At 54.5% G+C, this 22,320-nt stretch carries 17 protein-coding genes and 2 pseudogenes; 14 read left to right on the top strand and 5 right to left on the bottom strand.

Features of this window, described 5'->3' with window-relative positions:
* Nucleotides 1-284: 284 nt before the first annotated feature.
* The 6 genes from JCM25143_RS25115 to JCM25143_RS03460 all read left to right on the top strand — a co-directional run bounded on the left by JCM25143_RS25115 (nucleotide 285) and on the right by JCM25143_RS03460 (nucleotide 5,859).
* Complete coding sequence (locus JCM25143_RS25115; RefSeq protein ID WP_369347354.1) at nucleotides 285-527, top strand: DUF2946 family protein; 243 nt, start codon at nucleotides 285-287, stop codon at nucleotides 525-527.
* 118 nt (nucleotides 528-645) lie between these two features.
* The gene (locus JCM25143_RS03475; protein WP_025860037.1) at nucleotides 646-1,089 is read left to right on the top strand and encodes a hypothetical protein; all 444 of its coding nucleotides are present in this window, start codon (nucleotides 646-648) and stop codon (nucleotides 1,087-1,089) included.
* On the top strand, nucleotides 1,089-2,018 hold the full coding sequence (locus JCM25143_RS03470; RefSeq protein ID WP_199897822.1) for a DJ-1/PfpI family protein: 930 nt from the start codon (nucleotides 1,089-1,091) through the stop codon (nucleotides 2,016-2,018). Before JCM25143_RS03475 ends, JCM25143_RS03470 begins: the two co-directional genes overlap by 1 nt.
* Nucleotides 2,019-2,747: 729 nt before the next feature.
* Nucleotides 2,748-3,746 (top strand): TonB-dependent siderophore receptor, encoded by a 999-nt coding sequence (locus JCM25143_RS16515; RefSeq protein WP_148299993.1) that lies wholly within the window; start codon nucleotides 2,748-2,750, stop codon nucleotides 3,744-3,746.
* The gene (locus JCM25143_RS21295) at nucleotides 3,719-4,942 is read left to right on the top strand and encodes a TonB-dependent siderophore receptor (protein ID WP_081773462.1); all 1,224 of its coding nucleotides are present in this window, start codon (nucleotides 3,719-3,721) and stop codon (nucleotides 4,940-4,942) included. The genes JCM25143_RS16515 and JCM25143_RS21295 overlap by 28 nt, the downstream gene beginning before the upstream one ends.
* A 2-nt stretch (nucleotides 4,943-4,944) precedes the next feature.
* A complete protein-coding gene (locus JCM25143_RS03460) occupies nucleotides 4,945-5,859 on the top strand; it encodes an alpha/beta hydrolase (protein WP_025860035.1) in 915 nt (304 codons plus the stop codon).
* Nucleotides 5,860-5,914: 55 nt separating this feature from the next.
* Here the strand turns inward: JCM25143_RS03460 and JCM25143_RS21290 are convergent.
* Together JCM25143_RS21290 and gntR are read right to left on the bottom strand one after the other, a co-directional pair.
* Nucleotides 5,915-6,416 (bottom strand): annotated as a pseudogene (locus JCM25143_RS21290) (hypothetical protein); the annotation flags it as partial.
* Nucleotides 6,417-6,566: 150 nt separating this feature from the next.
* On the bottom strand, nucleotides 6,567-7,589 hold the full coding sequence (gene gntR, locus JCM25143_RS03450; protein ID WP_025860034.1) for an HTH-type transcriptional regulator GntR: 1,023 nt from the start codon (nucleotides 7,587-7,589) through the stop codon (nucleotides 6,567-6,569).
* A 360-nt stretch (nucleotides 7,590-7,949) separates the two neighbouring features.
* Here gntR and JCM25143_RS16505 point away from each other — a divergent pair, with 360 nt between their 5' ends.
* From JCM25143_RS16505 to JCM25143_RS03435, 3 genes are all read left to right on the top strand, one after another.
* A complete protein-coding gene (locus tag JCM25143_RS16505) occupies nucleotides 7,950-9,482 on the top strand; it encodes a carbohydrate porin (RefSeq protein WP_234394928.1) in 1,533 nt (510 codons plus the stop codon).
* Nucleotides 9,483-9,570: 88 nt separating this feature from the next.
* The gene (locus JCM25143_RS03440) at nucleotides 9,571-10,701 is read left to right on the top strand and encodes an aldose epimerase family protein (RefSeq protein ID WP_051542832.1); all 1,131 of its coding nucleotides are present in this window, start codon (nucleotides 9,571-9,573) and stop codon (nucleotides 10,699-10,701) included.
* Nucleotides 10,702-10,789: 88 nt separating this feature from the next.
* A complete protein-coding gene (locus JCM25143_RS03435) occupies nucleotides 10,790-13,231 on the top strand; it encodes a membrane-bound PQQ-dependent dehydrogenase, glucose/quinate/shikimate family (RefSeq protein WP_025860031.1) in 2,442 nt (813 codons plus the stop codon).
* 258 nt (nucleotides 13,232-13,489) lie between these two features.
* On the opposite strand, the gene JCM25143_RS03430 is transcribed toward JCM25143_RS03435, so the two are convergent.
* Complete coding sequence (locus tag JCM25143_RS03430) at nucleotides 13,490-15,061, bottom strand: RNA repair transcriptional activator RtcR family protein (RefSeq protein WP_025860030.1); 1,572 nt, start codon at nucleotides 15,059-15,061, stop codon at nucleotides 13,490-13,492.
* A gap of 191 nt (nucleotides 15,062-15,252) precedes the next feature.
* On the opposite strand from JCM25143_RS03430, the gene JCM25143_RS16500 reads away from it, so the two are divergent.
* From JCM25143_RS16500 to JCM25143_RS24650, 3 genes and pseudogenes are all read left to right on the top strand, one after another.
* Nucleotides 15,253-16,677 (top strand): vWA domain-containing protein, encoded by a 1,425-nt coding sequence (locus tag JCM25143_RS16500; RefSeq protein ID WP_234394927.1) that lies wholly within the window; start codon nucleotides 15,253-15,255, stop codon nucleotides 16,675-16,677.
* Nucleotides 16,678-17,199: 522 nt separating this feature from the next.
* Nucleotides 17,200-18,243, top strand: coding sequence for an RtcB family protein (locus tag JCM25143_RS25110; protein WP_199897820.1), 1,044 nt, complete (start codon nucleotides 17,200-17,202; stop codon nucleotides 18,241-18,243).
* A pseudogene (locus tag JCM25143_RS24650) lies at nucleotides 18,237-18,608 on the top strand (RtcB family protein); the annotation flags it as partial. The gene JCM25143_RS25110 and the pseudogene JCM25143_RS24650, both read left to right, overlap by 7 nt.
* Nucleotides 18,609-18,757: 149 nt before the next feature.
* Here JCM25143_RS24650 and fixJ read toward each other — a convergent pair.
* Together fixJ and JCM25143_RS03410 are read right to left on the bottom strand one after the other, a co-directional pair.
* Nucleotides 18,758-19,375, bottom strand: coding sequence for a response regulator FixJ (gene fixJ / locus JCM25143_RS03415; RefSeq protein WP_025860029.1), 618 nt, complete (start codon nucleotides 19,373-19,375; stop codon nucleotides 18,758-18,760).
* Entirely contained in the window at nucleotides 19,372-20,772 is a 1,401-nt protein-coding gene (locus JCM25143_RS03410; RefSeq protein WP_234394926.1) for a sensor histidine kinase, read from the bottom strand. The genes fixJ and JCM25143_RS03410 overlap by 4 nt, the downstream gene beginning before the upstream one ends.
* A 525-nt stretch (nucleotides 20,773-21,297) precedes the next feature.
* Here JCM25143_RS03410 and JCM25143_RS20600 point away from each other — a divergent pair.
* Both JCM25143_RS20600 and JCM25143_RS23330 read left to right on the top strand, forming a co-directional pair.
* Complete coding sequence (locus JCM25143_RS20600; RefSeq protein ID WP_025860027.1) at nucleotides 21,298-21,834, top strand: sorbitol dehydrogenase family protein; 537 nt, start codon at nucleotides 21,298-21,300, stop codon at nucleotides 21,832-21,834.
* A gap of 20 nt (nucleotides 21,835-21,854) precedes the next feature.
* Nucleotides 21,855-22,208 carry an FAD-dependent oxidoreductase gene (locus JCM25143_RS23330; RefSeq protein ID WP_234394925.1) on the top strand — a complete coding sequence of 118 codons (354 nt, stop codon included), beginning with the start codon at nucleotides 21,855-21,857 and terminating at the stop codon, nucleotides 22,206-22,208.
* Nucleotides 22,209-22,320 lie beyond the last annotated feature (112 nt).

The raw sequence follows: 22,320 nt of genomic DNA, 5'->3' as shown, positions 1-22,320 counted from the left end.
GAATGGCTACATCCCGGCTTCTCTCCTTGACACGACGGATCAATAGTCCTTTATGACACCAGTCATGTGGTGGAGCTCTTAATAGCCTTGACTATTTCTGAAACCCAACAAAACCATAAAACAACACCCCTCACAATTCTTATTGGGATGTTGGTTCTTGTCGGGTTTTTAGGACAGCTTTTCCTTCAAGGTTTTTCCCTCCCCAACGAGACACCCAGAGCTGCCATTGAGCGGCTTACGGGCGTTGATATCAGTCCTCAGCACAACATGATGATGATGATGATATGTCTATGATGGATATGCCTATGGGCATGTCTGACCATCAAGACCCATCACATCATCATGATAAGAGCTGTCCGCTCTGCCCGCTGTTAGAACTTGTCGCTTTTATACTAACAAGTCTACCAACTCTCCCCGCTTACACTGTGTATCGATATCAACAGGAAATGCGGGCTCACCCTCCCAGAGCACCACCGTCCGTTTTCACGGGCCTGCCACCATCGCGTGGGCCACCATTGTTCTCCTGAGCTTTTCGTCAGCTTCCGGTTTGTGTCGTCTCATCCGTACGCCTGTTTTCCGCGTATTTTGGGCTGATTCTGCATGTTCTGGCGCTGAGTTTTTCTCAGTTCAGGATCGTCTTTCATCATGTATAAAAACACTCGTGGCGCTCAAAGAGTGCTAGCGCGTCGTTTTGTCACGCGCATTGCCATGCTGTCTTATGGTTTTACAGCAACACCTTGTGTGGGCTCAGGACAGCATAGAAAAAACATCGCCTTCACAGACGGGGATGTCTCATCAGAAAGAAAAAAGGGAAAGGTCACCTCCACGTCGCAAGGCTTGGTTATCGTTAACGGGACACGTCAACCTGCCGAGAACGACCTTGCTCAGACCAGCAATTCAGCCCTTAAAATTCCTGTTTCCATCCAGAAAGCAGCAGCTTCGATTCAGGTCATTACGCCCGCACACGGACGGCCTCTCAGAGCTCAGCTCAACCTGACCAATACCCGCATCTACGACACAAACGGAACTTTCTCTATGCGGGCGGAAGCGCCCCGTTCAGCTTTGAGTTCACTGCAGGTGGTATCCTGATGATGAAACCTGACAGCACGCTTGAGAGCAGTTCCTGCGCTGTATTCGCTCAGATCAAACCCACTCACAAAGAAATGGCTAACCCAAATTTCTCACTAGGTTCTTCTTCGTCAATCGGTCTTAAAAGGCGCGCGTTTGCCACGCTTATCCTGACCTCTATAGTCTCAGAAAGTGCCAAAGCAGCCTCTAGTAGTTCTGAAAAAGAGCATCTGGAGCACATGCAAGGCATGCACTTTCCGGGACCTCCGATCAAAATTGCAATGCTTGTCTACCCGAATATGGTTCTTCAGGATCTTGTCGGCCCCCAGACTATTTTTAAAATTCTAGGAGCCGAAATTCATCTGGTTGGCATGACCATGAAACCAGTATCAACCGATGTCGGTATTCCTGTCCCTCCAACAGATACGCCAGAGACATGCCCGCAGGAACTGGATGTACTGTTTGTTCCGGGCGGACTGATGGGAACAATTGCCTGTATGAATGATCCAGAGGTTCTTGCTTTTTTGACAGGCCGTGCCTCCCACTCTCGCTTTATTACCAGTGTTTGCACAGGTAGCCTTATTCTTGCCGCTGCTGGATTATTGGAAGGATACAAAGCGACATCCCATTGGGGCGTTGTTAATCTCCTACCGTTGATGGGGGCTATCGAAAACCATGAGCGCGTAGTGCAAGACCGTAATCGGATTACCGGAGCCGGTGTTACCGCTGGTCTTGATTTTGGACTTACTCTTGCTGCCCAATTGCGTGACCAGCCTGCAGCAGAACATATTCAACTCATTATGCAGTATGCGCCTCAGCCGCCGTTCCATCATGGTGACCCCTCTGAAGTTTCAAAAACACAGATGGCACTTGAACGCAGCCATAGAACATGGATGGACGAGAAAGCGTTGCAGGCGGCTGAAACAGCAGCAAAACGATTAAAGCTATAAGAGGTGGCTCTCTATCCCGGTCAGCCTCGCTGCCCCCCCCCCTCGGTGCAGAGAAATTTCTGATATGGCCGTGCATTCTGCATTTAAGCCCGAACAGCTCAGAATGCGGCGATGGCTGATGATCGCTGGCCTACCAAGCGTTGCCGGGTAAATAAGCCCATGCCCGCTGTTCGTCACCGCGCTTTGTTTTGGTTATCTGACGGTCGCCTGCGTCACGGGCTGAAAATGCTTGTCGTGTTGGCGACGTTACTGGGACTGCTCGGTCAGCTTGTTCTACAAAGTCAGGCGCGCTAGGTGAAGCGCCACGCACGACGTTCGAACGCCTGACCGGGCTGCAGATCGGGCCGAAAGCATTGTACGTGATCGGCACATAAGCATGCCATGCATGGACATGGCGACAGATGAACACCACACGACACCTGTTCATCAGCATTCTCATCATGATGATGGCGCGTGCTTTCTGTGTCCACTGCTCCATCTACCCGGTATTGTGCTGGTGGCACCATTCATCGCGATGTTGGTGTCTGTGCGCGTTGTTTGCACACGATATATGCTGCCGCCTGCGCAAGCACCACCTTATGAGCGCGGAATCCGGTTACCGCCGCCCACCGGACCACCCCTGACGACCTGAGCCATTGTCCACGCCCGTTAACCGGACTGAGTGCCTTCGAATAAGGCCACACGTTCGTTTTCTCGGGCTGTCTTTTGCTTCAGATCCGGATTGGTTTCATGAAATATCTTATCAGTTTCCGTGTGCCCGGCGCACTGGTGCTCGCTTGTGGCTGTGCTCTTGTGGCACTTAGTTCTGAACCCGCTGCCACTGCTGCGGCATCATTAAATGGCACGTCAAAAAAAGCGGCAGCTTCAAAAAAGCGCGCTGACGAAAAGACAGATGTCCAAGCCTCGAACTGGTCTGGAGAAACACTGACAGTGAGAGGCAAACGCCTCAGCTATACGGTGCCGACATCCTTAGCTGCAACGCGTACCGACACACCGCTCATTCAGGTTCCTCAGTCGGTCCAGGTGATCACGCGTACACTCATTCAGGAGCAGGACACTCACTCGCTAAGTGCCGCTCTGGTCAACGTCTCGGGCATCACGCCCACACGAACGGATGCGATCCTGTTCGTTCCCCCGATTGTGCGAGGCTTCCCTGCAGAAGTCTATCTTGATGGTTTACCGATCTTCGCAGGTAATCAGCAGGCCTTTGCTCCCAACGCTTTGGTGGGCGTCGAGCGTATCGAGGTGCTCAAAGGGCCGAGCGCCACGCTTTACGGTGGCGGGCTGGGCACGCCGCTGGGCGGGATCATCAACATTGAGTCCGAGCGACCGGATGACAAAACCGGCGGATACGTTGCGATGCGGGGTGGAAGTTATGACACACTGAACCCGTATGGGGATGTGAACCTGAAGCTCTCGCCAAGGGTTTCCATTCGTCTGGCCGGTGAATACCAGAGCTATGAAAGCTGGATCAACAAGGTCCATGGCAAGCAGTGGTCGCTTCAGCCCAGCCTATTGTACCAGATCGACGATGATACCGATCTGATCGTGCGTGGCCAGTTCAACGACCGAAAAAACCTTGAATATTCCGGCCTCCCAGCGGACGAAGCGCTTGCTGGCAAGCTTGATCGCTATGCCTTCCCCGGCTCTCCGATCAACCAGCCAGAGACGCATAACGAGAACCGCATGGTTCAGTTGTCCTGCACCATGCTTTCAACGATCGTGTAAAACTCACCGTTAGCGGACGCTATTACGATAATACCGTGCATGAGTATGGCAGCTTCGTAGATCCGGACCTGTTCCCGACCGATGCTTCTGCACCAACCGTCTACGAAGTGTTGCCCATTTTGATGCAAAACCGCACGAAAGAAGCAACTTTCGATGCCAATCTAGCTGCCAAACTGCATATCCTGGGTGGAACACACCAGCTTCTTGGCGGTATCAATTATGATTGGACGAGTTTTTACAGTGCCATGGGCTTTGGCGTCAGTGATACGCCATCCGGCACGATCGACCTGGCCAACCCGGCCTATGCCCTAAGTTACACGCCACAGCTCCCAGTCAATTCCTACACCAACGACCATTATCAGACCTACGCCGTCTATGCGCAGGATCAGGCGTCTTACGGCCGTCTCCATGTAACGGGAGGCCTGCGTTTTACCGCCCTCAAATTCCGGGAAGCAAGCAACTACGGTGTAGCGAATAATTCGACGTATTATCACGTCTCACCCCGGATAGGGGCAACATTTGATATTGTGCAAGGTGTCGCCCTTTACGCGGGCTATGCGACAGCGTTCAGAGCAGCTTTCGGTTTTGTCGGGCTGGAGACGCCAAAACCCGAGACATCTCACAATGCTGAGGTAGGAATAAAGTTTGCACTTCCTGGAACCGGTCTTTCCGGCACGATTGGGCTGTTCCGCCAGACGCACGATAATGTTGCCGTCTCCGACGTGAACAATGTGGGCTACTATGTGCAGAGCGGGCGGCAACGTGCTCAAGGGGTCGAAGCCGACATGATCTGGGAACCCACACCAGCGTTCTCATTGCTTGCCAATTACGCCTATACGGACACGAGGGACGCGGGTGTATCTCCAGGAGACCAGATTGCCCGCGTGCCCAAAAGCAGCGGACGCGTGGCTGCGCGCTATCGCCTTCTGCATGGCTGGGCAAAGGGCTTGTCTTTCGGGGCCGGTGTTACTGCCTATACCTCTCGAGCCTTGACGTTGCCCAATACCATTTCCGTACCCGGTTATGCCGTAGTCGATGCACAAGCTGACTACGCATTTGATCGTTACACGTTGGGTATTTCGATTGTGAACCTCGGCAACAGAAAAGCTTGGGATCCCTACTCTTACATGGGCAATCCCGTCATTGCCCCGATTCAGCCACTTTCGGCGTATGCGACCATCAAGGTCAGGCTCTGATCATGAAGAATACGATGAAGCCTGTGGGCACAGCAATGCTCCTCTATTTTGTCAGTCTGTTTATCTGCGTGGCTTCCCCTGCTCCGAACCCTGGCACAACAATACCGCTTTACCCCTCCGGCGTTCTCCGGTCACTCGGTGTTCCGGAGACGCGGGCCAAGACAGGCAACACGGATGAAACAATGATCTTCAACGTCAGTAATCCTACGCTTGAGTTGTTCCTCCCGCGTGCTGATCACTCCAACGGCACGGCGGTCATCATCGCGCCAGGAGGTGGTTTCGTCGGCCTCGGATATGAAGCCGAGGGTACTGCTGTGGCGCGCAAGCTGACCGAATACGGTGTCACGGCTCTCGTGCTGAAATATCGAACGATACGAAGTCCTGATGACGCGACACATATGCCGGCTGTTCATATAAAAGAGATGGAGACGATCATGTCGCGCGCAAAGAGTGGTATACCCGCTGAGTTACCACTCTTCACGGGTGAGCCCCATGCTCTGGAAGACAGCAAGCGTGCTGTCATGCTGGTGAGGCAGCACGCTGCGGAGTGGGGTATTGATCCGAGGAAGATAGGCTTCATCGGTTTCTCATCCGGTGCCTTTTTGGCTACCGATCTCGCGATCGGGGACAAAAGCACCCGACCAGCCTTCGTAGGCCTGTTTTATGGTGGATTGCGCACACCAGTTCCGACAGATGCGCCGCCTGCTTTCATCGCTGCCGCTGCGGATGATCCATATTTACCCAATGATAGCGCCCTGCTGTATGCAGCTTGGCGAAGAGCAGGCGCGTCGGCTGAACTACATCTCTACGAGCGTGGCGGTCACGGGTTCAGCCTGACAGTAAGAGGGATGACGAGCGATCACTGGCTTAACGAGTTTATTTGGTGGATGCAGGGACGATCCTTACTGAAACAATGAACAAAACTTCGCTGTAGAGATTTTCATACGATATATTGAGGCAATAAAGTTTGGTGCGACGCAAGTTATAGACGATATTGTCCAGCCCGATCCTCATGGTGGCTCGAACCATGCCAACGGTTCGGATGAACAATCCCGTCTGTGACTTCTGATCAGTAAAGACATGCTCGACACACGAGCGGATCACTGACTTTCCAGCATTCGATTTCTGGATATGTCAGGGCATAGGCTTGAGAGGCGGCTTTTTCCTACGACCTCTCAAGGCAAAGTTCTGCTTTTCCATGCAATCTTCATTGATCTTTAAGCTATAGGCTGTGTCGGGTCAGACCGTTGAGGCCGTATTGGTTCTATACAGCAGGCGTTCGCATTACGCTGCTTTAGAGCCGCGACGAGCGTGGTATCCAGAATCAGACCTGACATCGGTGGGCAACCCACGTTCCGCAGGATTGTCCAAAGCGATTGAACAAACCATCAATCGCTCCCATCTATGTGAGACGCTCGCGGAACAGCCAGACCGTTTTGGCATCCGACATGCGATCAGAAAGCCCAAAAACCAGAGGTTTTTTAGAACCCTCCATCTGTAATAAATCATTCCTCGGCTAAAAAACGATATTCTTTAAAAATAACACAACATCTGAAAATACAGTGCACTCGGAACAAATACCTTAAGCAGGAGTGCATTTAAAACTTCAATGTCCTTCCAAATACTAACTGCTTTCTCTCGCTATAAATGTAAAACCCAGATCCAACCGCGGAAACGCAAGCTCGTTTCCAAGCATTAAGTCGACCAGCATTTTTGCAGACTCTCGCCCGATTTCATAACGGGGCGTTGCGACCGTGCTTAAGGCAGGCATGATCCACGCCGAAGCCGGCAAATCATTAAAACCGGCTATGGCAAGTTGCTGCGGAACATTTATTCCATGGCGCTGACAATAAAATAACGCCCCTTGGGCCAAATCATCATTACAGAAAAACAGGGCATTTAGATCAGGGCATTCCTGCAAAGCTCGCGCCGTCAGTCTAGCACCCAGTTCGATAGACGAGCGATCAGGCACGGTGAGAACATAAGGAGCTACGTGCATTCTCTCTTCTACAACGCGCTGAAAACCTGCACCACGCGCCATTGTGCGGGGATCAAGCTGCGAGGCCACAAAACCAACCCGCTCATAACCACGCTCAAGAAAATGGTGCGCCACAGCCGCCCCCCCGCCTTCCTGAGAAAACCCTACTGAATAGCTATCCGGCCTGTGATGTAGCTCCATCATATGAACCACTGGCACGGCTGGTTCTGTGAGCAGTTGGAATGTTTGCGGCAGATGGTCAGTTCCGCATAGCAGCACGCCATCGGGACGAAAGGAAAGTAGCCCCCGTAACAGCCTATGTTCCTCAACAGGAGAATAATCCGTTGCGGCAGTGATCAACTGATACCCTTCCGGGGAAAGGATATCGTTTATTCCGGCAATAACCTCCATGAACACCATGTTGGTAATCGAAGGAATAAGAACCGCAACATTCATGGATCTGGAAGAGGCAAGCGCACTTGCCGCGCGGTCAGGAACATACCCCAAGGTCGCGGCTGCCTGTTCAATCCGTGCTCTTAGGGCGGGACTGACCTTTGACGTTTCACGAAAAGCTCTGGAAACGCTGATCATGCTTGTATTGGCTGCCGCCGCAACATCTTTGATTGTAGCACGTCCCTTAACAGGTGAACGTGCTTTCCGGCCCGCCATAATCAACCCTCAGCACTTGATGTCAGTGTATCCGTAGCTTTACCGACACTGGAAAATGGTCACTTACGCATATGCTGAATGCAGTGAGAACTGACCATAAGAAGCATGGCCGGTCCGGCAAGAGGTCGTGGCGTTTTTTGTCCATTACAGAAATTTTAATTATATGTGAACGGAAAGATATTTTCATTTTTTACAGTTATTTAAAGGAAAAAATTGTTTTCTGGAACCCTATCACATGCTCGTGCGTTAGCTGCAACCCATCTATGCAATCCATTATGTTAGCGCTACCACAACGCCGCAACAAACAACCCAGGGAAGAGCATGACCAGTCGTTCATTCATATATGGACACAAAGCGAAGGTGGTCGGTGCCGCAGCCCTTGTGGGGTATTCCCTAACGGCCTACTCACCAGCTCATGCACAAGTCACAGGCCGCCTGCCCTCCGCTAAGCGCATTAGTGCTGACATGGCGTTGCCCGAAAAGAATACCTTGCACGCTCAGGCGGAACTCTCCCCCGATACGCCCCCCATTCTTTTTGGCAGCCCGTATGATCGCTCTCCGGCATCTTTGGGGATAACGCGTCACGCGCCCGCCCCGGTGCCAGACACGCCTTTTATCCCGCCCTCCTTCAAAGACTGGTTTGATCAGAAAACCATGACGGGAGATTGGGCTGGAGAGCGCATCCGCCTTCAGAACGAAGGCATTAACGTCTTTGGTCATTATCTTGAGGATAGCGCTGGCAACCCGGTAGGAGGCCGCGCCAGCACCGTGCGCTATGCACATGAACTGGCGCTCGGGGCTGATGTCAACTTTGCCCAGCTTACTGGAAAAAATATCGGTATTTTCCATGTCCTCCTGACAGAACGTGCAGGGCTGGGCATTGGGCAGCAACTCACGACCCTGAACAGCCCGCAGGAAATCTTTGGCTCAGGTGAAACAATCCGCTTCACACGCCTCTCCTTTGAGCGGCAGTTCGGGCGTTATGTTGATGCTGAAATCGGCTGGATCAATACCGAGAACGACTTTGCCCAGTCCTCCATGCACTGGGGCATGAACCTGTACTGCCAGTTTGAAACAAACGCTATCTGCGGTATGCCACAGGCATTGGCCAGCAATTCGGGTTACGGTTATTACCCAACGGCTCACCCCGGTGCCTATGTAAAAATATTCCCGTTTGGTGATGAGCGCATGCTTGTTTCAGCGGGCATTTACAATGTTGACCCCACAATTTCAAACACAGGCTACGCCTGGAAACTGGGGCTGCACGGAACCACTGGTGTCTATCTGCCGTTCCAGATTGGCTGGCACTTTGGAGGAACAGATACACACGGCGCACTCCCTACAAACATCAAGTTTGGCGGGTACTGGGATACCTCTGAAGTCAACAATGTTTATGGCCAGTTCAAAGGCTTCCAGCCTTCGGGTGTTGATGTCGGCTCTTTACCGATTGAAAAGGTACGAGGCCGCTACGGCGGATGGTTTGAGGGGGATCAAATGCTGCAACGCGATGCCGCCGATCCTAACCGTTCAACAGTGGCTTTCCTGTCCTTCACGTGGGGCGATCCGCGAACGGCAATAGCGCCCTACTACATTACCTGGGGTATTGTACGCAAAGGCACGTTTAAAAACCGTCCAAACGATACCTTCAGTATCGGCGGGAAATTCAATTTTGTTAATCCAAAACTTGGCATTTACGCAGCGGCCCTGCAGCAACAGGGATACGGGGATATTTACAAACCCAGCGGTGAACACGCTGGCGAAATCAACTATGGCTATCGCCCGTCTCCCTGGCTCACCCTTCGTCCGGGCCTGCAGTATATCTGGCACCCTGGCGGCACGAACCGTTACGCCAATGCCCTGCTTATCGACATGGAAATGGGTGTGACGTTCTGATGCACGGCATCCTGTTATCCCTTTTGTTAACGGCAAGAGAAACACGATGATGATAAAACACCTTTCCCGCCATCGCGCATTGATCCGCATGGCTTTGGCGGGAGTAGCCTCCTCACTCTACTTTAGCGCGGCAATAGCCTCTCCCAAAGTATCCGTTGCCCCGTGGGGAAAACTCCCTGATGGACGCAAGGTTGAAATTATTACCCTGAAGAATGACCATAATATAACAGTAAAAATTATAACTTATGGCGGCATTATACAGTCGATAGAAACCCCCGATCGTTCTGGCCATATTGGCGATATTGTTCTTGGATTTAATACACTGGATGGTTATGCCATCGACTCAGCCAAAGGCGGTCTGTTTTTCGGTGCCATAATAGGGCGTTATGCAAACAGAATTTCAAAAGGCACTTTTACTCTTGATGGCAAAACCTACCACATCGCCATAACAGCCCCACCAAACGCCTTGCATGGTGGAAAAATAGGTTTTGACAAGAAGGTCTGGACACTCTCCGGACATCACGCCGACGACAAGGCAGCCTATGCCTCCCTAACGCTCGTCTCTCCTGATGGTGATGAGGGTTTTCCCGGAAAACTGACCACCAAAGTTACTTACAGCCTTGATAATACCAACGCCCTGACGTTGCATTATCAGGCAACGACAGATGCTCCAACGGTTCTTAACCTGACCAACCACACTTACTGGAACCTCAACGGTGAAGGTTCCGGGTCGATCGCTCCAGAAATATTACAGATCGAAGCCGAGCGCTACACACCCACCGACGAGACTTCAATCCCTACGGGAGAAGTCGCCTCCGTAGCAGGCACTCCGCTTGATTTTACCAAACCTCATGTCATTGGCGACCGCTTGCGGGATTCTTTTCCCCAGATGATGTACGCACGCGGATATGACCAGAACTGGGTCATCAACGGGCCGGCCGGTCAGGCCCCTAGACTTGCCGCATATATCTACGACCCCCGCTCTGGGCGCGCGATGGATGTCCTGACAAATCAGCCCGGCCTGCAGGTCTACACGTCCAACTCACTGGACGGAGGATATGCCGGGGTTTCGGGCAAAGCCTATCGGCAGACCGATGCCATTGCTTTTGAAGCCGAGCATTATCCTGACAGCCCCAACCATCCGTCATTTCCCACAACAGAGCTACGGCCCGGTCAGACATTCGATTACACGACGCTCTACCGGTTTTCCAGCAAATGACGGGCTTGCTTAACATCATGACAGGCTCGGCCTGCAGCAGCGCTCGACAGCCGACCTTTTCCTCCACAGCAGGAATTCTGGAGACGATATGACCACGTTCTCTCGCGCATCAATACCGATTATACTGACGGCATTGCTCGTCGGGCTGATCGGCCTTGGCCTTACCATCGGTGGGACATGGCTCTTAAGCTACGGTGACACACCCTATTATCTGCTCTGTGGCCTTGCCATGCTGGCCAGTGCTGTCCTTCTTTCCCGTAAAAAACCCGCCGCCTTATGGGTTTACACTGCCATTACGCTGGGCAGTCTCCTATGGGCCATAGCGGAAGCCGGTCTGGATTTCTGGTCTTTGCTGCCCCGCAGTGATGCCATTGTCATTATTGGCATCCTGCTGCTCATGCCTTTCATTACCCGGCCCTTGGGTGCCAGCCGCAGAACCATTGCGCCACTGGGACTAAGTCTGCTGCTCTCGGTCCTTGTGGTTGCATTTTCCGCAACACAAGACCCACACTCGTTTAACGGCAAGCTGCCGACAGAGATTGCCAATGCCACTCCGGGTGATGCCACGGCAATGGCCGATACAGAATGGCATGACTGGGGCCGTACCCAGTTCGGCAACCGTTTTTCGCCCCTGAAACAGATTAACGCATCAAACGTCAACACGCTGAAAATCGCGTGGATTATGCGAACGGGCGACCTCAAAACCAAAAATGATCCGGGCGAGACCACGAATGAAGCCACGCCCGTCATGGCAAACGGGAACCTGTATCTCTGCTCCACCCACCAGAAACTCTTTGCCGTTGATGCAGCAGATGGCAAAACAAAATGGGTTTTTGACCCCCATCTTTATGTCAATCCCGGTTTCCAGCACCTGACCTGCCGCGGCGTTACCTATCATGCAACGCCAGCCAATGCAGTCACGATTGATGGCAAACCCGCTCCGGCTGAGTGCCCTCGCCGTGTCTTTCTGCCCACCAATGATGGCCGCCTCTTTGCCATTAATGCAGATGATGGTTCGCCCTGCCCCAGCTTTGGCAAAAATGGCGAACTGGACCTGCGTGAAGAAGGCATGCCTTTTACAACGGTAGGTGAATGGGAAGGTACCTCTCCCCCCGTTGTGACCGACCGCCTAGTTATCCAGTCAGGCGCTGTAACCGACAATGGCTCGGTACACGAACCCTCTGGCGTAACGCGTGCTTTTGATCTCTATACGGGTAAACTTGTTTGGGTTTTTGATCCCGGTAACCCCGACCCCAATCAGATGCCCGGACCGGACCACAAGTTTGTTCCAAACTCACCCAATTCCTGGATCACCTCATCCTACGATGCAGCTCTGAATCAGATCTACATCCCAACAGGTGTGCAGACACCAGACCAGTGGGGCGGCAACAGGGATCAGTATTCCGAACGCTATGCGTCTGGCATTCTGGCGCTCAACGCCGATACCGGAAAGCTCGTCTGGTTCTATCAGACTGTCCACCATGATCTGTGGGATATGGATGTTCCTTCGCAGCCAAGCCTCGTGGACATCAAGCAAAAAGACGGCACTGTTATTCCGGCTCTTTATGCTCCGGCCAAAACCGGCAACATCTTTGTGCTGGATCGCCGCACGGGCAAGCTAATTGTGTCGGCTCCTGAACTCCCTGTACCGCAGGGTGCCGCTCCGGGAGACCACACCTCACCCACGCAGCCTTTTTCAGACCTCTCCCTCCGCCCCAAAGCCCTGCTGACCGGCGCCGATATGTGGGGTGGCACAATGTTTGATCAGCTGATCTGCCGTATTGCCTTCCATCAACTGCGCTATCAGGGAACATTCACTCCCCCATCCACACAGGGTACGCTTGTTTTCCCCGGCAACCTCGGCATTTTTGAATGGGGCGGTCTTGCAGTTGACCCGCAACGCCAGATTGCTGTCGCGGATACGCTCTCCCTTCCCTTTGTCTCTCGCCTTGTGCCCCGTGGCCCCAACAACCCGCTCTGGCCCCAGAAAGAAGGAGCCGCAGGCAGCGGAGGAGAAAGTGGCTTACAGCACAACTACGGCGCGCCTTACGCTGTGGAAATCAGTCCCTTTGTTGATCCGGTACTGGCCAAGGTTGGCCTGAACATGCCTTGCCGTAATCCGCCCTGGGGTTATATGGTCGGGGTTGATCTCTCTACCAACAAGGTGGTCTGGCAGCATCGTAACGGCACAATACAGAACAGCCTGTATGGCAGTTCCGTGCCGCTGACCCTGCCGCCAGTCAAGATTGGCGTGCCTGCCCTTGCCGGGCCTCTGATTACAGCCGGCAATGTGGCATTCCTTACCGGCTCCATGGACTATTATATCCGGGCTTATGATGTCACCACAGGGCAGACATTGTGGCAGCAGGCTTTGCCTGCCGGTGGGCAGTCCACCCCCATGACGTATTCCATCAATGGAAAACAGTACGTGGTTTCCTATGTCGGGGGGCATGGCTCGTTCCCGACAAAACTAGGCGATTACCTGATTGCCTGGACACTGCCAGAAGCTGCGGACAGCCAGAAAAAATAACCCTCTAGCTATTCACCCACAGCTCTTCTTATGATCCCGTCTGGTCTGGCATTAAAAACCAGATCAGACGGGATTTTTTATACGTCTATTCCAACCCTCACATTCAGCGCTAATCAGGAAACCCATCCCAATTTTTATTATTAAAAAATAACCACCACATTCATGCTGTTTGTTATCGGTGCTGCCGTATTTCAATGCCCCAATACACGTGGAGAGTTGGAGACGAGAAAGGCAAGACATCTCCACCGCTTCGCGCAGTCACCCTCCGGCAACCCTCTCCCAGTTCAGGCCAAAGCGCGCGAGATATTTGCGCAGGCGGTCGGCATCATTCTGACTGACTTTTTCCTGCCGAGAGAAGGCAAACAGTCGCCGTCCTGCGGCAGACAGGGAGGACGCCTCCCGACAGGCCCGCACCACAGCCGCCAACTGCGCCCGGTCAAACTCATCCATGCCTGCGGGGTCAGGCAGTATTTCCGCCAGCAACGCAAGGTCTCCGTCACGCTGGGTTGCAGCCCATTGGCGGGTCAGTGTTCCGATTTCCGTCTCCACCATGGGTAGAGTGATGCGTCCGCGCTCGGCAAGCGTACATAACCTACGGGCTGAAGCAGACAGATCGCGATAATTGCCAAGCCACTTCATGGCCGGGTCCTTGGCAAAATGCAGGTAGCGCGTCCTTGCATCCACGTTGAAGCCGATCTTGCTCCCCAAACGCCGCTCGGCTTCTTCCAGCTCATAGGTGAGTTCAGCTTCCATATCTTCACGCCGATCACGCAGCGGGGGAAGGTGAAAAACCCATATCGCCAGCCGGGCAAGCAGATCAGGCCGCATGAGACCCTGCTGCCCCAACGTCGACAAGTCTCGGCTGCTTGCGGCTATGAGCTGAAAGCGGCAGCTCTGCGCGGTATCAGACCCCACGGGGTAGTAACGGCCACTCTCCAGAGCATCGAGCAGCAGCGCCTGCTCCGGGTGTGGCAATAAATCAATGTCATCAAGGAACAGCACTCCGCCTTCTGCTTCACTGAGGAAGCCCGCGCGCTCGGTGCCGGCCAGCCCCACAACATTGCGCCGCTGGCCAAACAGCGCTGCCATGGCGTGCGCCCCCTGCAAGCCGCTACAGTTGACATGCACCAGACGGCCCTTCACCCGGCGGCGCTGAAGTTTCAGCTCATAGATCCGTTGCGCAAGCGTGCTCTTGCCAACGCCCGCCTCACCCACCAGCAGGACCGGCTCATCCGAGCGTGTCACGACCTGCTCCAGCCGTTCTATCAGGCCATGGAACGCAGCATTACGGGTCGGGATGCCGCCGCGCAGCATATGGGAATGCTCGCGCGCCTCTGCCTCGAAGCGGCGCTGCAGGGCATTATAGCGCGAAAGATCAAGATCAATGACGTCGATCGTACCATTGGGCGAGGCCTCACCTCGCGGTGGTCCGCTCTGGAGCAGGCTGGCCGGGATATGGCGGCTTTCCGTCAGGAGAAACCAGCATATCTGGGCAACATGCGTGCCGGTTGTCAGGTGAACGTAATAATGTTCCCGATCCTCGTCAAAACCATACGATTCCGCAAAATCGTATAGCTTTCCATAAACTTCCTGAAAATCCCATGGATTGTCGAGTTCCATGTCCACCAGCAGCACTTCCGTCTGGGGAGACAGGGCCACAATATCACGCGCCACCTTTTCAGCCAGCAACAGGTGCCGCCGATCATGCAGCAGCTCCAGCCGATCAATCGGAAAATTGGGCTGGGCACAGATCTGCACCGAAGGACGCCAGGAGCGACGACGACCCTGATCAAGGGTCGCACCAAGAAAGCCAATCACAACATTACGCATTTCCTTATATAATACGATAAATCCATATAATTCTAGATAATATTTTTTGGCGCGCGTTTGCCAAAAATTGAATATTCCATTTTTAAAACAATGGGTTCCGGAAATTTTTTGTTTTTGTTTTTCTTTGTCTTCGTATCCGGCACAAAAAAGGGGTGTCGAAGAAAGGAAACAAGACCATGGCAAACCGATCAGTGTTTGCGTCTCAGCGGGGGCGGTTCGCACCGCAGACCGATATCCGTAACGCGGCGGGTGCCGCCGCCTATGACCTCGCACCGGCCCACAAGCTGGCTCAGCTTGCCATGACCGGCACTTTTGGCGGCGGTTACTACACGGATGCACAGACGCAGGTGCGCGAACTGATCGAACTGGCTAACACGGTCTCCCCGGATTTCCTTGCTTGCACGGCAATCCATGCACGGGACAAGGGGCATATGAAAGACGCGCCTGCCCTGCTGCTAGCAGTCCTGTCTGGGCGTGACCCGGTGCTATTTGCCCGTGCATTCCCAAAGGTGGTGACATCTGGGCGGGTTCTGCGGACTTTCGTGCAGATCATGCGCTCGGGCCAGACGGGCCGCAAATCACTGGGATCTCGCCCAAAGGCCATGGTGCAGGACTGGTTGAACAAAGCCTCCGATGCGCAGTTGCTTGCTGCGTCGGTCGGGAATGATCCCTCACTGGCTGACGTGATCCGCATGGTGCATCCACACCCCGGCTCTGCGCAGCGTGAGGCCTTTTATGCCTGGCTGATCGACCGGCCTGTCGACGTGTCGGCTCTGCCCGCCCTCGTGCAGGACCTGTTGGCCTTCCGTTCCGGCGTGTCGAAACAGGTTCCGGCCGTGCCGTTCCAGTTGTTGAGCGATATGACGCTTTCGCCGGAGCAGTGGGGGGAGGTCGCACTCATGGCTTCGTGGCAGACCCTGCGGCAGGGACTGAATATGCTGACGCGTAACCATGCGTTTAGCAGACCTGAGGTTGTGACACATGTCGCCACCGTGCTGCGGGACCGGGAGCGCATAAAGGTAGCCAAGGCCCTGCCCTACCAGTTGCTTGCAACCTTGCAGGCGCTGGACCCGGCAGCCCCTCCGGCCCTGCGTGACGCCCTGCACGACGCGATGGAGCGTGCGGTGGACAATGTGCCCCGCCTTGAAGGTCGCGTGGTGGTGTGCCCTGATGTTTCAGGCTCCATGCACTCGCCGGTAACGGGATACAGAGGCAGCGCCACCACGGCCGTAAGGTGCATTGATGTTGCTGCCCTTGTGGCGGCGGCACTCAAACGCAGCAATCCTGCGGCCCTTATCCTGCCCTTCGAGATGCAAGTGCGGGATATTGCCCTGGAGCCGCGCGATACAATCCTGACCAACGCCCGCCACCTTGCGGAGTTGGGCGGCGGCGGTACGGATTGCGCAGCGCCACTGGCCTGGCTCAATGCCCGGCATGAGACGGCGGATCTTGTTGTGTTTGTCTCGGACAACCAGTCCTGGGGCAACGCACAGAACAAAGGAAGACCCTCGGGCATGATGTTCGAATGGACGAGGCTGAAAGTCCGCAATCCGGCAGCGCGTCTCGTCTGTATCGACATCCAGCTACGGCACGGCGCAGGCTGCCGAACGGGATGATGTCTTGAATATCGGTGGCTTTTCTGATGCAGCCTTTGAGCAGATGGCCACCTTTGCATCGGGGCAGATGGAAGCTTCGCACTGGGTCGGGCAGATCATGGCCCAGCCCTTTTGAATACACCCGGCGAATGTCGGTGGGACTACAGGTAGAGCGGCGGGAAACCGCAGGCGCGGGTTCAATCCCCGCTCCGCATCATGCGGGTAGCTTAGTCACAAAAAATGTCCCGCCATTCTTGTCGCCGGACCCATAACTCAACTCTGGCGAATGCTGGGGGGACTACAGTCACGAAGCCAACTCCTACGGGAGCCCTTCCATGTCCCCTCGCCCCCTTGTCGCCAGAACCTTTTTTCACGACCCGGGACACTGGGGAATGCGTGCCGGACTACACTGTAAATGAAGTCCGGCACATTCCTTGTCTCCATGGTGTGGCCTGCCGACAGAAACCGCGCAGGCCGGTTCCCGGGTCATTCAGTTGATGTGCCGTTGGAGCCCCGCGCTCACGGCTTCGAAAGATTATAGACATGACTACGATTGACGACATTGGCACCAAGATAACCGGCGCTCACCTGATTGAGTGGGGGCACAGCCCCGGACCTGCCTTCGCGGACATGCTGGCCCGAGCCAATGCCGCCCATGCAAGCGGCATGGATCTCGCGCATATCCGTGCCACTCTTATACAGGACCAGCCGCCCCCGCACCTGCCCTTGCAGGAAGAGGCTGCCGTGCCGCTGCATGTATCGATCCGTGCGGAAAATGAGGATGAAACCACCAACCTGAACAAGGTGCTGGCCACGATGCGTGAAGTGCTGCGCACGCCTACGGTGGAATCTGGGGCCGTCATGCCTGACGCCTGCCCTTCCGGGCCGTTAGGCACCATTCCTGTGGGCGGTATTGTTGCCGCGCGCAATGCCATCCATCCGGGAATGCACTCGGCTGACATCTGCTGTTCCGTCATGATGACCGATCTTGGGGCCGTTGACCCAAAGGCGGTGCTGGATGCGGCTTCGGCCATAACGCATTTCGGCCCTGGCGGCCGCATGGATAGTAGCAACTTCCCTCTGCCGGATGGCCTGCTTGATGCGTTTCGTGCCAACCCCTTCCTCCGACAGGACAATGTTGTCAGGGCAGCACAGACGCATATGGGCACACAGGGTGATGGAAACCACTTCCTGTTCGTAGGTCGCTCGCGCAGCACCGGCCGCACGGTCATGGTCACGCATCATGGTTCACGCGGGCCGGGCGGACATTTGTATAAGGGCGGCATGAAAGTGGCCGAGCGTTACAGACGCCAGCTGTCCCCCGCCACGCTACCGCAGAATGCCTGGATTCCGGCAGACACCGAGGATGGCCGCGCCTATTGGGAGGCCTTGCAGCTCACGCGCAGATGGGCAAAGGCCAACCACACCGCTCTGCACCATGCCATCAGCACCGCCGTGCAGGCTAGCGTGGTGGATCGCTTCTGGAATGAGCATAACTTCGTGTTCGAGCGTGATGGCTTGTTCTACCACGCAAGGGTGCTACACCGGCCTGGGGTAGCTACGCCGATGATGCCAGCGGCAAGGTGATCATCCCCCTTAACATGGCGGAACCAGTGCTGATTGCCCGCGGGAAGGATGCCGCGCATGCGCTGGGCTTTGCGCCCCACGGAGCGGGCCGCAACTTCACGCGGACCGAGCATCGCCGCCGCATGGGTACTATCACGCCTGAAGCTCAGCTTGCTGCTGAAATACAGGGGCTGGACATCCGCTTCTATGGGGGCGAGGTCGATAGCTCGGAACTGCCTTCAAGCTACAAGCGGGCCGATGCCGTTGTGGCGCAGATTGGCGAGTATGGGCTGGCCGAGATCGAGGACTATATTGATCCTTTCGGCTGCATCATGGCAGGCAATATGCCTTACCGTGGGCAGAAACGCCGTCCGCGCGCGGCCTGATCTCTTACCTCCCCTGCCTCACCTCACGGAGCACGCTCATCCGGCGACAAAGCGCGCCTTGCCGCGTCATGCCTCTGTGTGACGCGGCAAGGCGATTGAGTCCTGTCTCGTTCTAGGTGTTGGGCCCACATGCCATCAATCTCTCCAGATTATGCTAGCTGCTCTCCCGCCACGAGAGCCATCCGCACCAATTCGGATAGAGTGCGAGCGTCCATCTTCGTCATGAGATTGGCTCGATAAATCTCTATTGTTCGCGGGCTTATTTCAAGCTCACGGGCAATAGCCTTGTTAGATTGACCATCGACAAGACCACGGAGAACCTGTCGTTCCCTATTCGTCAGAACGGCGATCCGCTGACGAACGACATGCGCCGGCGTCCGGCCGGCAGGGATCTCACCGTCGCTTTGCAGAGCAGAAGCCACCGCCTCGAGGATGGAATGGTCGTCGAACGGTTTTTCGATGAAATCGCGAGCGCCACCTTTCATCGCTTGCACAGCCAAGGGAACGTCGGCATGCCCCGTGATCACGATGACCGGCAGGATTGGCCTAACGTCCTGAAGATGGCTGACAAGATCAAGGCCGTCCATGCCGGGCATCCGGATATCGGTGACAACGCAGCCATGCTCAATCCGGTCGAGGGTGCTGAGAAACTCATCCGCCGATGAGTAGGTCCGTGCGGTATACCCCGATGCAAGCAGCAGAAAGGCAAGGGACTCACGCACGGCCTCGTCATCGTCGATTACATGGACGATGCAATCAGAATTCATTCGCCAAACCCCTCTATCCGGGCACAAGGGAGAGTAAAGAGGAAACTTGTTCCACCCTCGGGCACTGCCTGCGCCCAAATGCGTCCTCCATGGGCTTCTACGATGGTGCGACAGATCGACAGACCGACTCCCATACCATGATCCTTTGTTGTCGAAAAAGGCTCGAATAGCTTACCGGCGATCTCTGGACTCACTCCGGCGCCTGTATCTGTTACGGACACTCGTGCCATGCCTTCAAAGGCGTCAATTGCGACAACAAGGCGCCGTTCGTGGCAATCTTCCATAGATTCCACGGCATTACGGATTAAGTTGAGCAGCACCTGCTGAATCTGGATTTTGTCCGCGATAACCTGATCGACATTGGAATCCAGGCGAAAGGACACATTGATCCCGCGCTCCGCAATACCGACCAGCGCCAGCACCGCCATCTCCTCTACAAGTGCTGTCAGGCTCTGCAGCCCCAGGTCCCCTTCTCCTCGCGAGACGAACTCCCGTAATGATCGTATGATCTGACCTGCCCTCAGAGCTTGTGCCGCCGCTTTGTCTACGGCCTCCTGCACGAGTTCGTTCTGCCCGCTTCCCTTCTGCAGAAGACGACGGCCACCATTGAGAAAGTTTGTAATAGCCGTCAGTGGCTGGTTGAGTTCATGCGCCAGCGTTGCCGCCATCTCACCCATTGCTGACAGGCGGGAGATATGCGTGACTTCGGCCTGCAACTGCCTCATACGGCGATCTGCCTCCTCGCGCTCCGTAAGGTCACGCAGGAAAACAATCACAAATGGACGCCCTCCCGAACTCAGGCGGCCTATGGACAGATCAACCGGAATCGTCGTCTCGTCCCCCCGGCGGGCGATTGACGCAAACCCCTGCCTGTCGAGAACTGGAGGCGCACCAAGCTCCGGAACGATGGTCGCGATATTCATTCCGACCGCCTCCATCACATTCCACCTCAGCAGTGTCTCGGCCGCATGACTGAATGACTGCACGATCCCCTGCTCATCCAGAATAATGATAGCGTCCGGAACGGCGTCGAGAATGGAACGTAGATGGGTTTCTCGTTCAAGGATGCGTTGCGCCATCGCCGCCGTGCGCCGCCGTGCGCGTAGCAGCCATTCACCCCCACAGGTGATCAAAACGCAGAGCGTTGCAAACAGAATCGTTTCAACCCAGTTTTCGATCGACGGAGCGCCGTCATACGCCAAAAGCAGGGAACCCAGCGCCGAGGCGAGGATTGCCGCAACGAGACCGGGCAAGAGGCCGCCGGTCACAGCGCCAACAAGTACCCCGGGAAGAAGAAGGAGAAACAATGTTCTGGTACTGCCAAGAAGCGGTGAGATCAGACAGCGTGAGAGCGCGCCCAGTATCACAAGGCCCAACGCAGCTAGAGAAGCGGTCACGAGGTGCCTATGCCGTGTCCGCACCATGATCTCTTGATTTGACAGATCCCAGAAGTCCCTCAATGGCGCTCTCACTTTAACGCTGAACGATCGACCAGACGAAAGCAACTCCGTAATTATACGTAGTATCCTTCATTCAGAAAAAGCTGCAAGTTGAAGCTCTCAACTACCTCACTCATTATGATGTTTCCAGAGGATGGAGGGTTTCGATATTGATTTAAACAATTCACAGCCCGCCATTAAATATTACAGACACCAACACAATGTCACATTTACTTGAAAATATTTCATATGTCGGCGTTATTCGTGATTTTTCGCAAATACGCTCAATTACCTTAATGCTGTATTGGAATTAAAAAAATTAGCGATTTGCCAATATAATTACAATACACAGGTACCTCATACACCTCAATCCGTTCTTGAATATATAAATTAATATTTTTGGGAATATTTATTTATATATTCAAGTCCACTCAGCTATCGAAGCAATAACATCATACAGTTGATGTGTGCAGGAGCCAGTAGATGACATCCTTCCATAAAGAATTCAAAATAAACAGACGAGGCCTGCTGCTTGGCATGAGTGCGCTCGCCACTGTCGCCAGCTTTACACAGTCTCCGGGCCTTGCCGCATCAAACGGACACATACATGAGCCTGACAGCATAGTGCAATTCATGCTCGTCTCGAAACTTCTTGTTCCACACGAACTGGATCCCTTTGTCGGTCATAAAATCTACAACGCACTCAGTGATTCCGAAGAGGGTTTTGACAATACAGTCACAGCACTTCAGGATTTCATCATGAAAAATGCGGCTGTTGATGTTGAACATCTCATGCCGGCACTGACTGATGCGGCACTAAAAAACTCAGCCCTCAAAATAATATCAGCCTGGTATTCAGGCGTAGTGCACGGCAAATCGGGTGATCGTGTTGTCGCCTTTGAAGAGGCACTCATGTTCAAAGTCACCAACGATGTCATGACAATCCCCTCCTACGCGAAGTCAGCACCCAATGCATGGAATGCGACTGCCGTTCCCCTCCTGAACATGCCTTCGTTCTGAACTTCTCTGGAGAATTGTTCATGCCCTCCACTCTCAACAGCGATGTCGTCATTGTTGGTACTGGCGTCGTCGGCTGCCTGATCGCAGAACAGGCCCTTGATGCCGGGCTTTCCGTACTCATGCTCGAGGCAGGCCCCCGTGTCAGTCGCGATACCATCGTTGAAAACTACCGCAACCTCCCCCCCACACTGCGCAACCACTGGAACGCCCCGTATCCCCCCAAGCCGTGGGCACCGCACCTTGAAACACGGACCCCGACTGAGGCCGCATCGTATCTTGACCTGACCGGGCCAAATGCCAAAGCCTACGAGCAGGGTTACGTGCGTTACGCTGGCGGTGCCACCTGGCACTGGCTGGTATCTGCTGGCGTATGACACCCGATGACCTGCGGCTTAAAAGCCTCTATGGCGTAGGCCGTGACTGGGCCTTTAGCTATGATGTGCTTGAGCCTACTATGCACGGGCAGAGCATGCGATGGGTGTCTGC

Source organism: Acetobacter papayae JCM 25143 (assembly GCF_000613285.1).
Lineage (GTDB): Bacteria > Pseudomonadota > Alphaproteobacteria > Acetobacterales > Acetobacteraceae > Acetobacter > Acetobacter papayae.
Note: the sequence above shows the minus strand (reverse complement) of the source record. Positions and strands in the feature narration are given on the sequence as shown.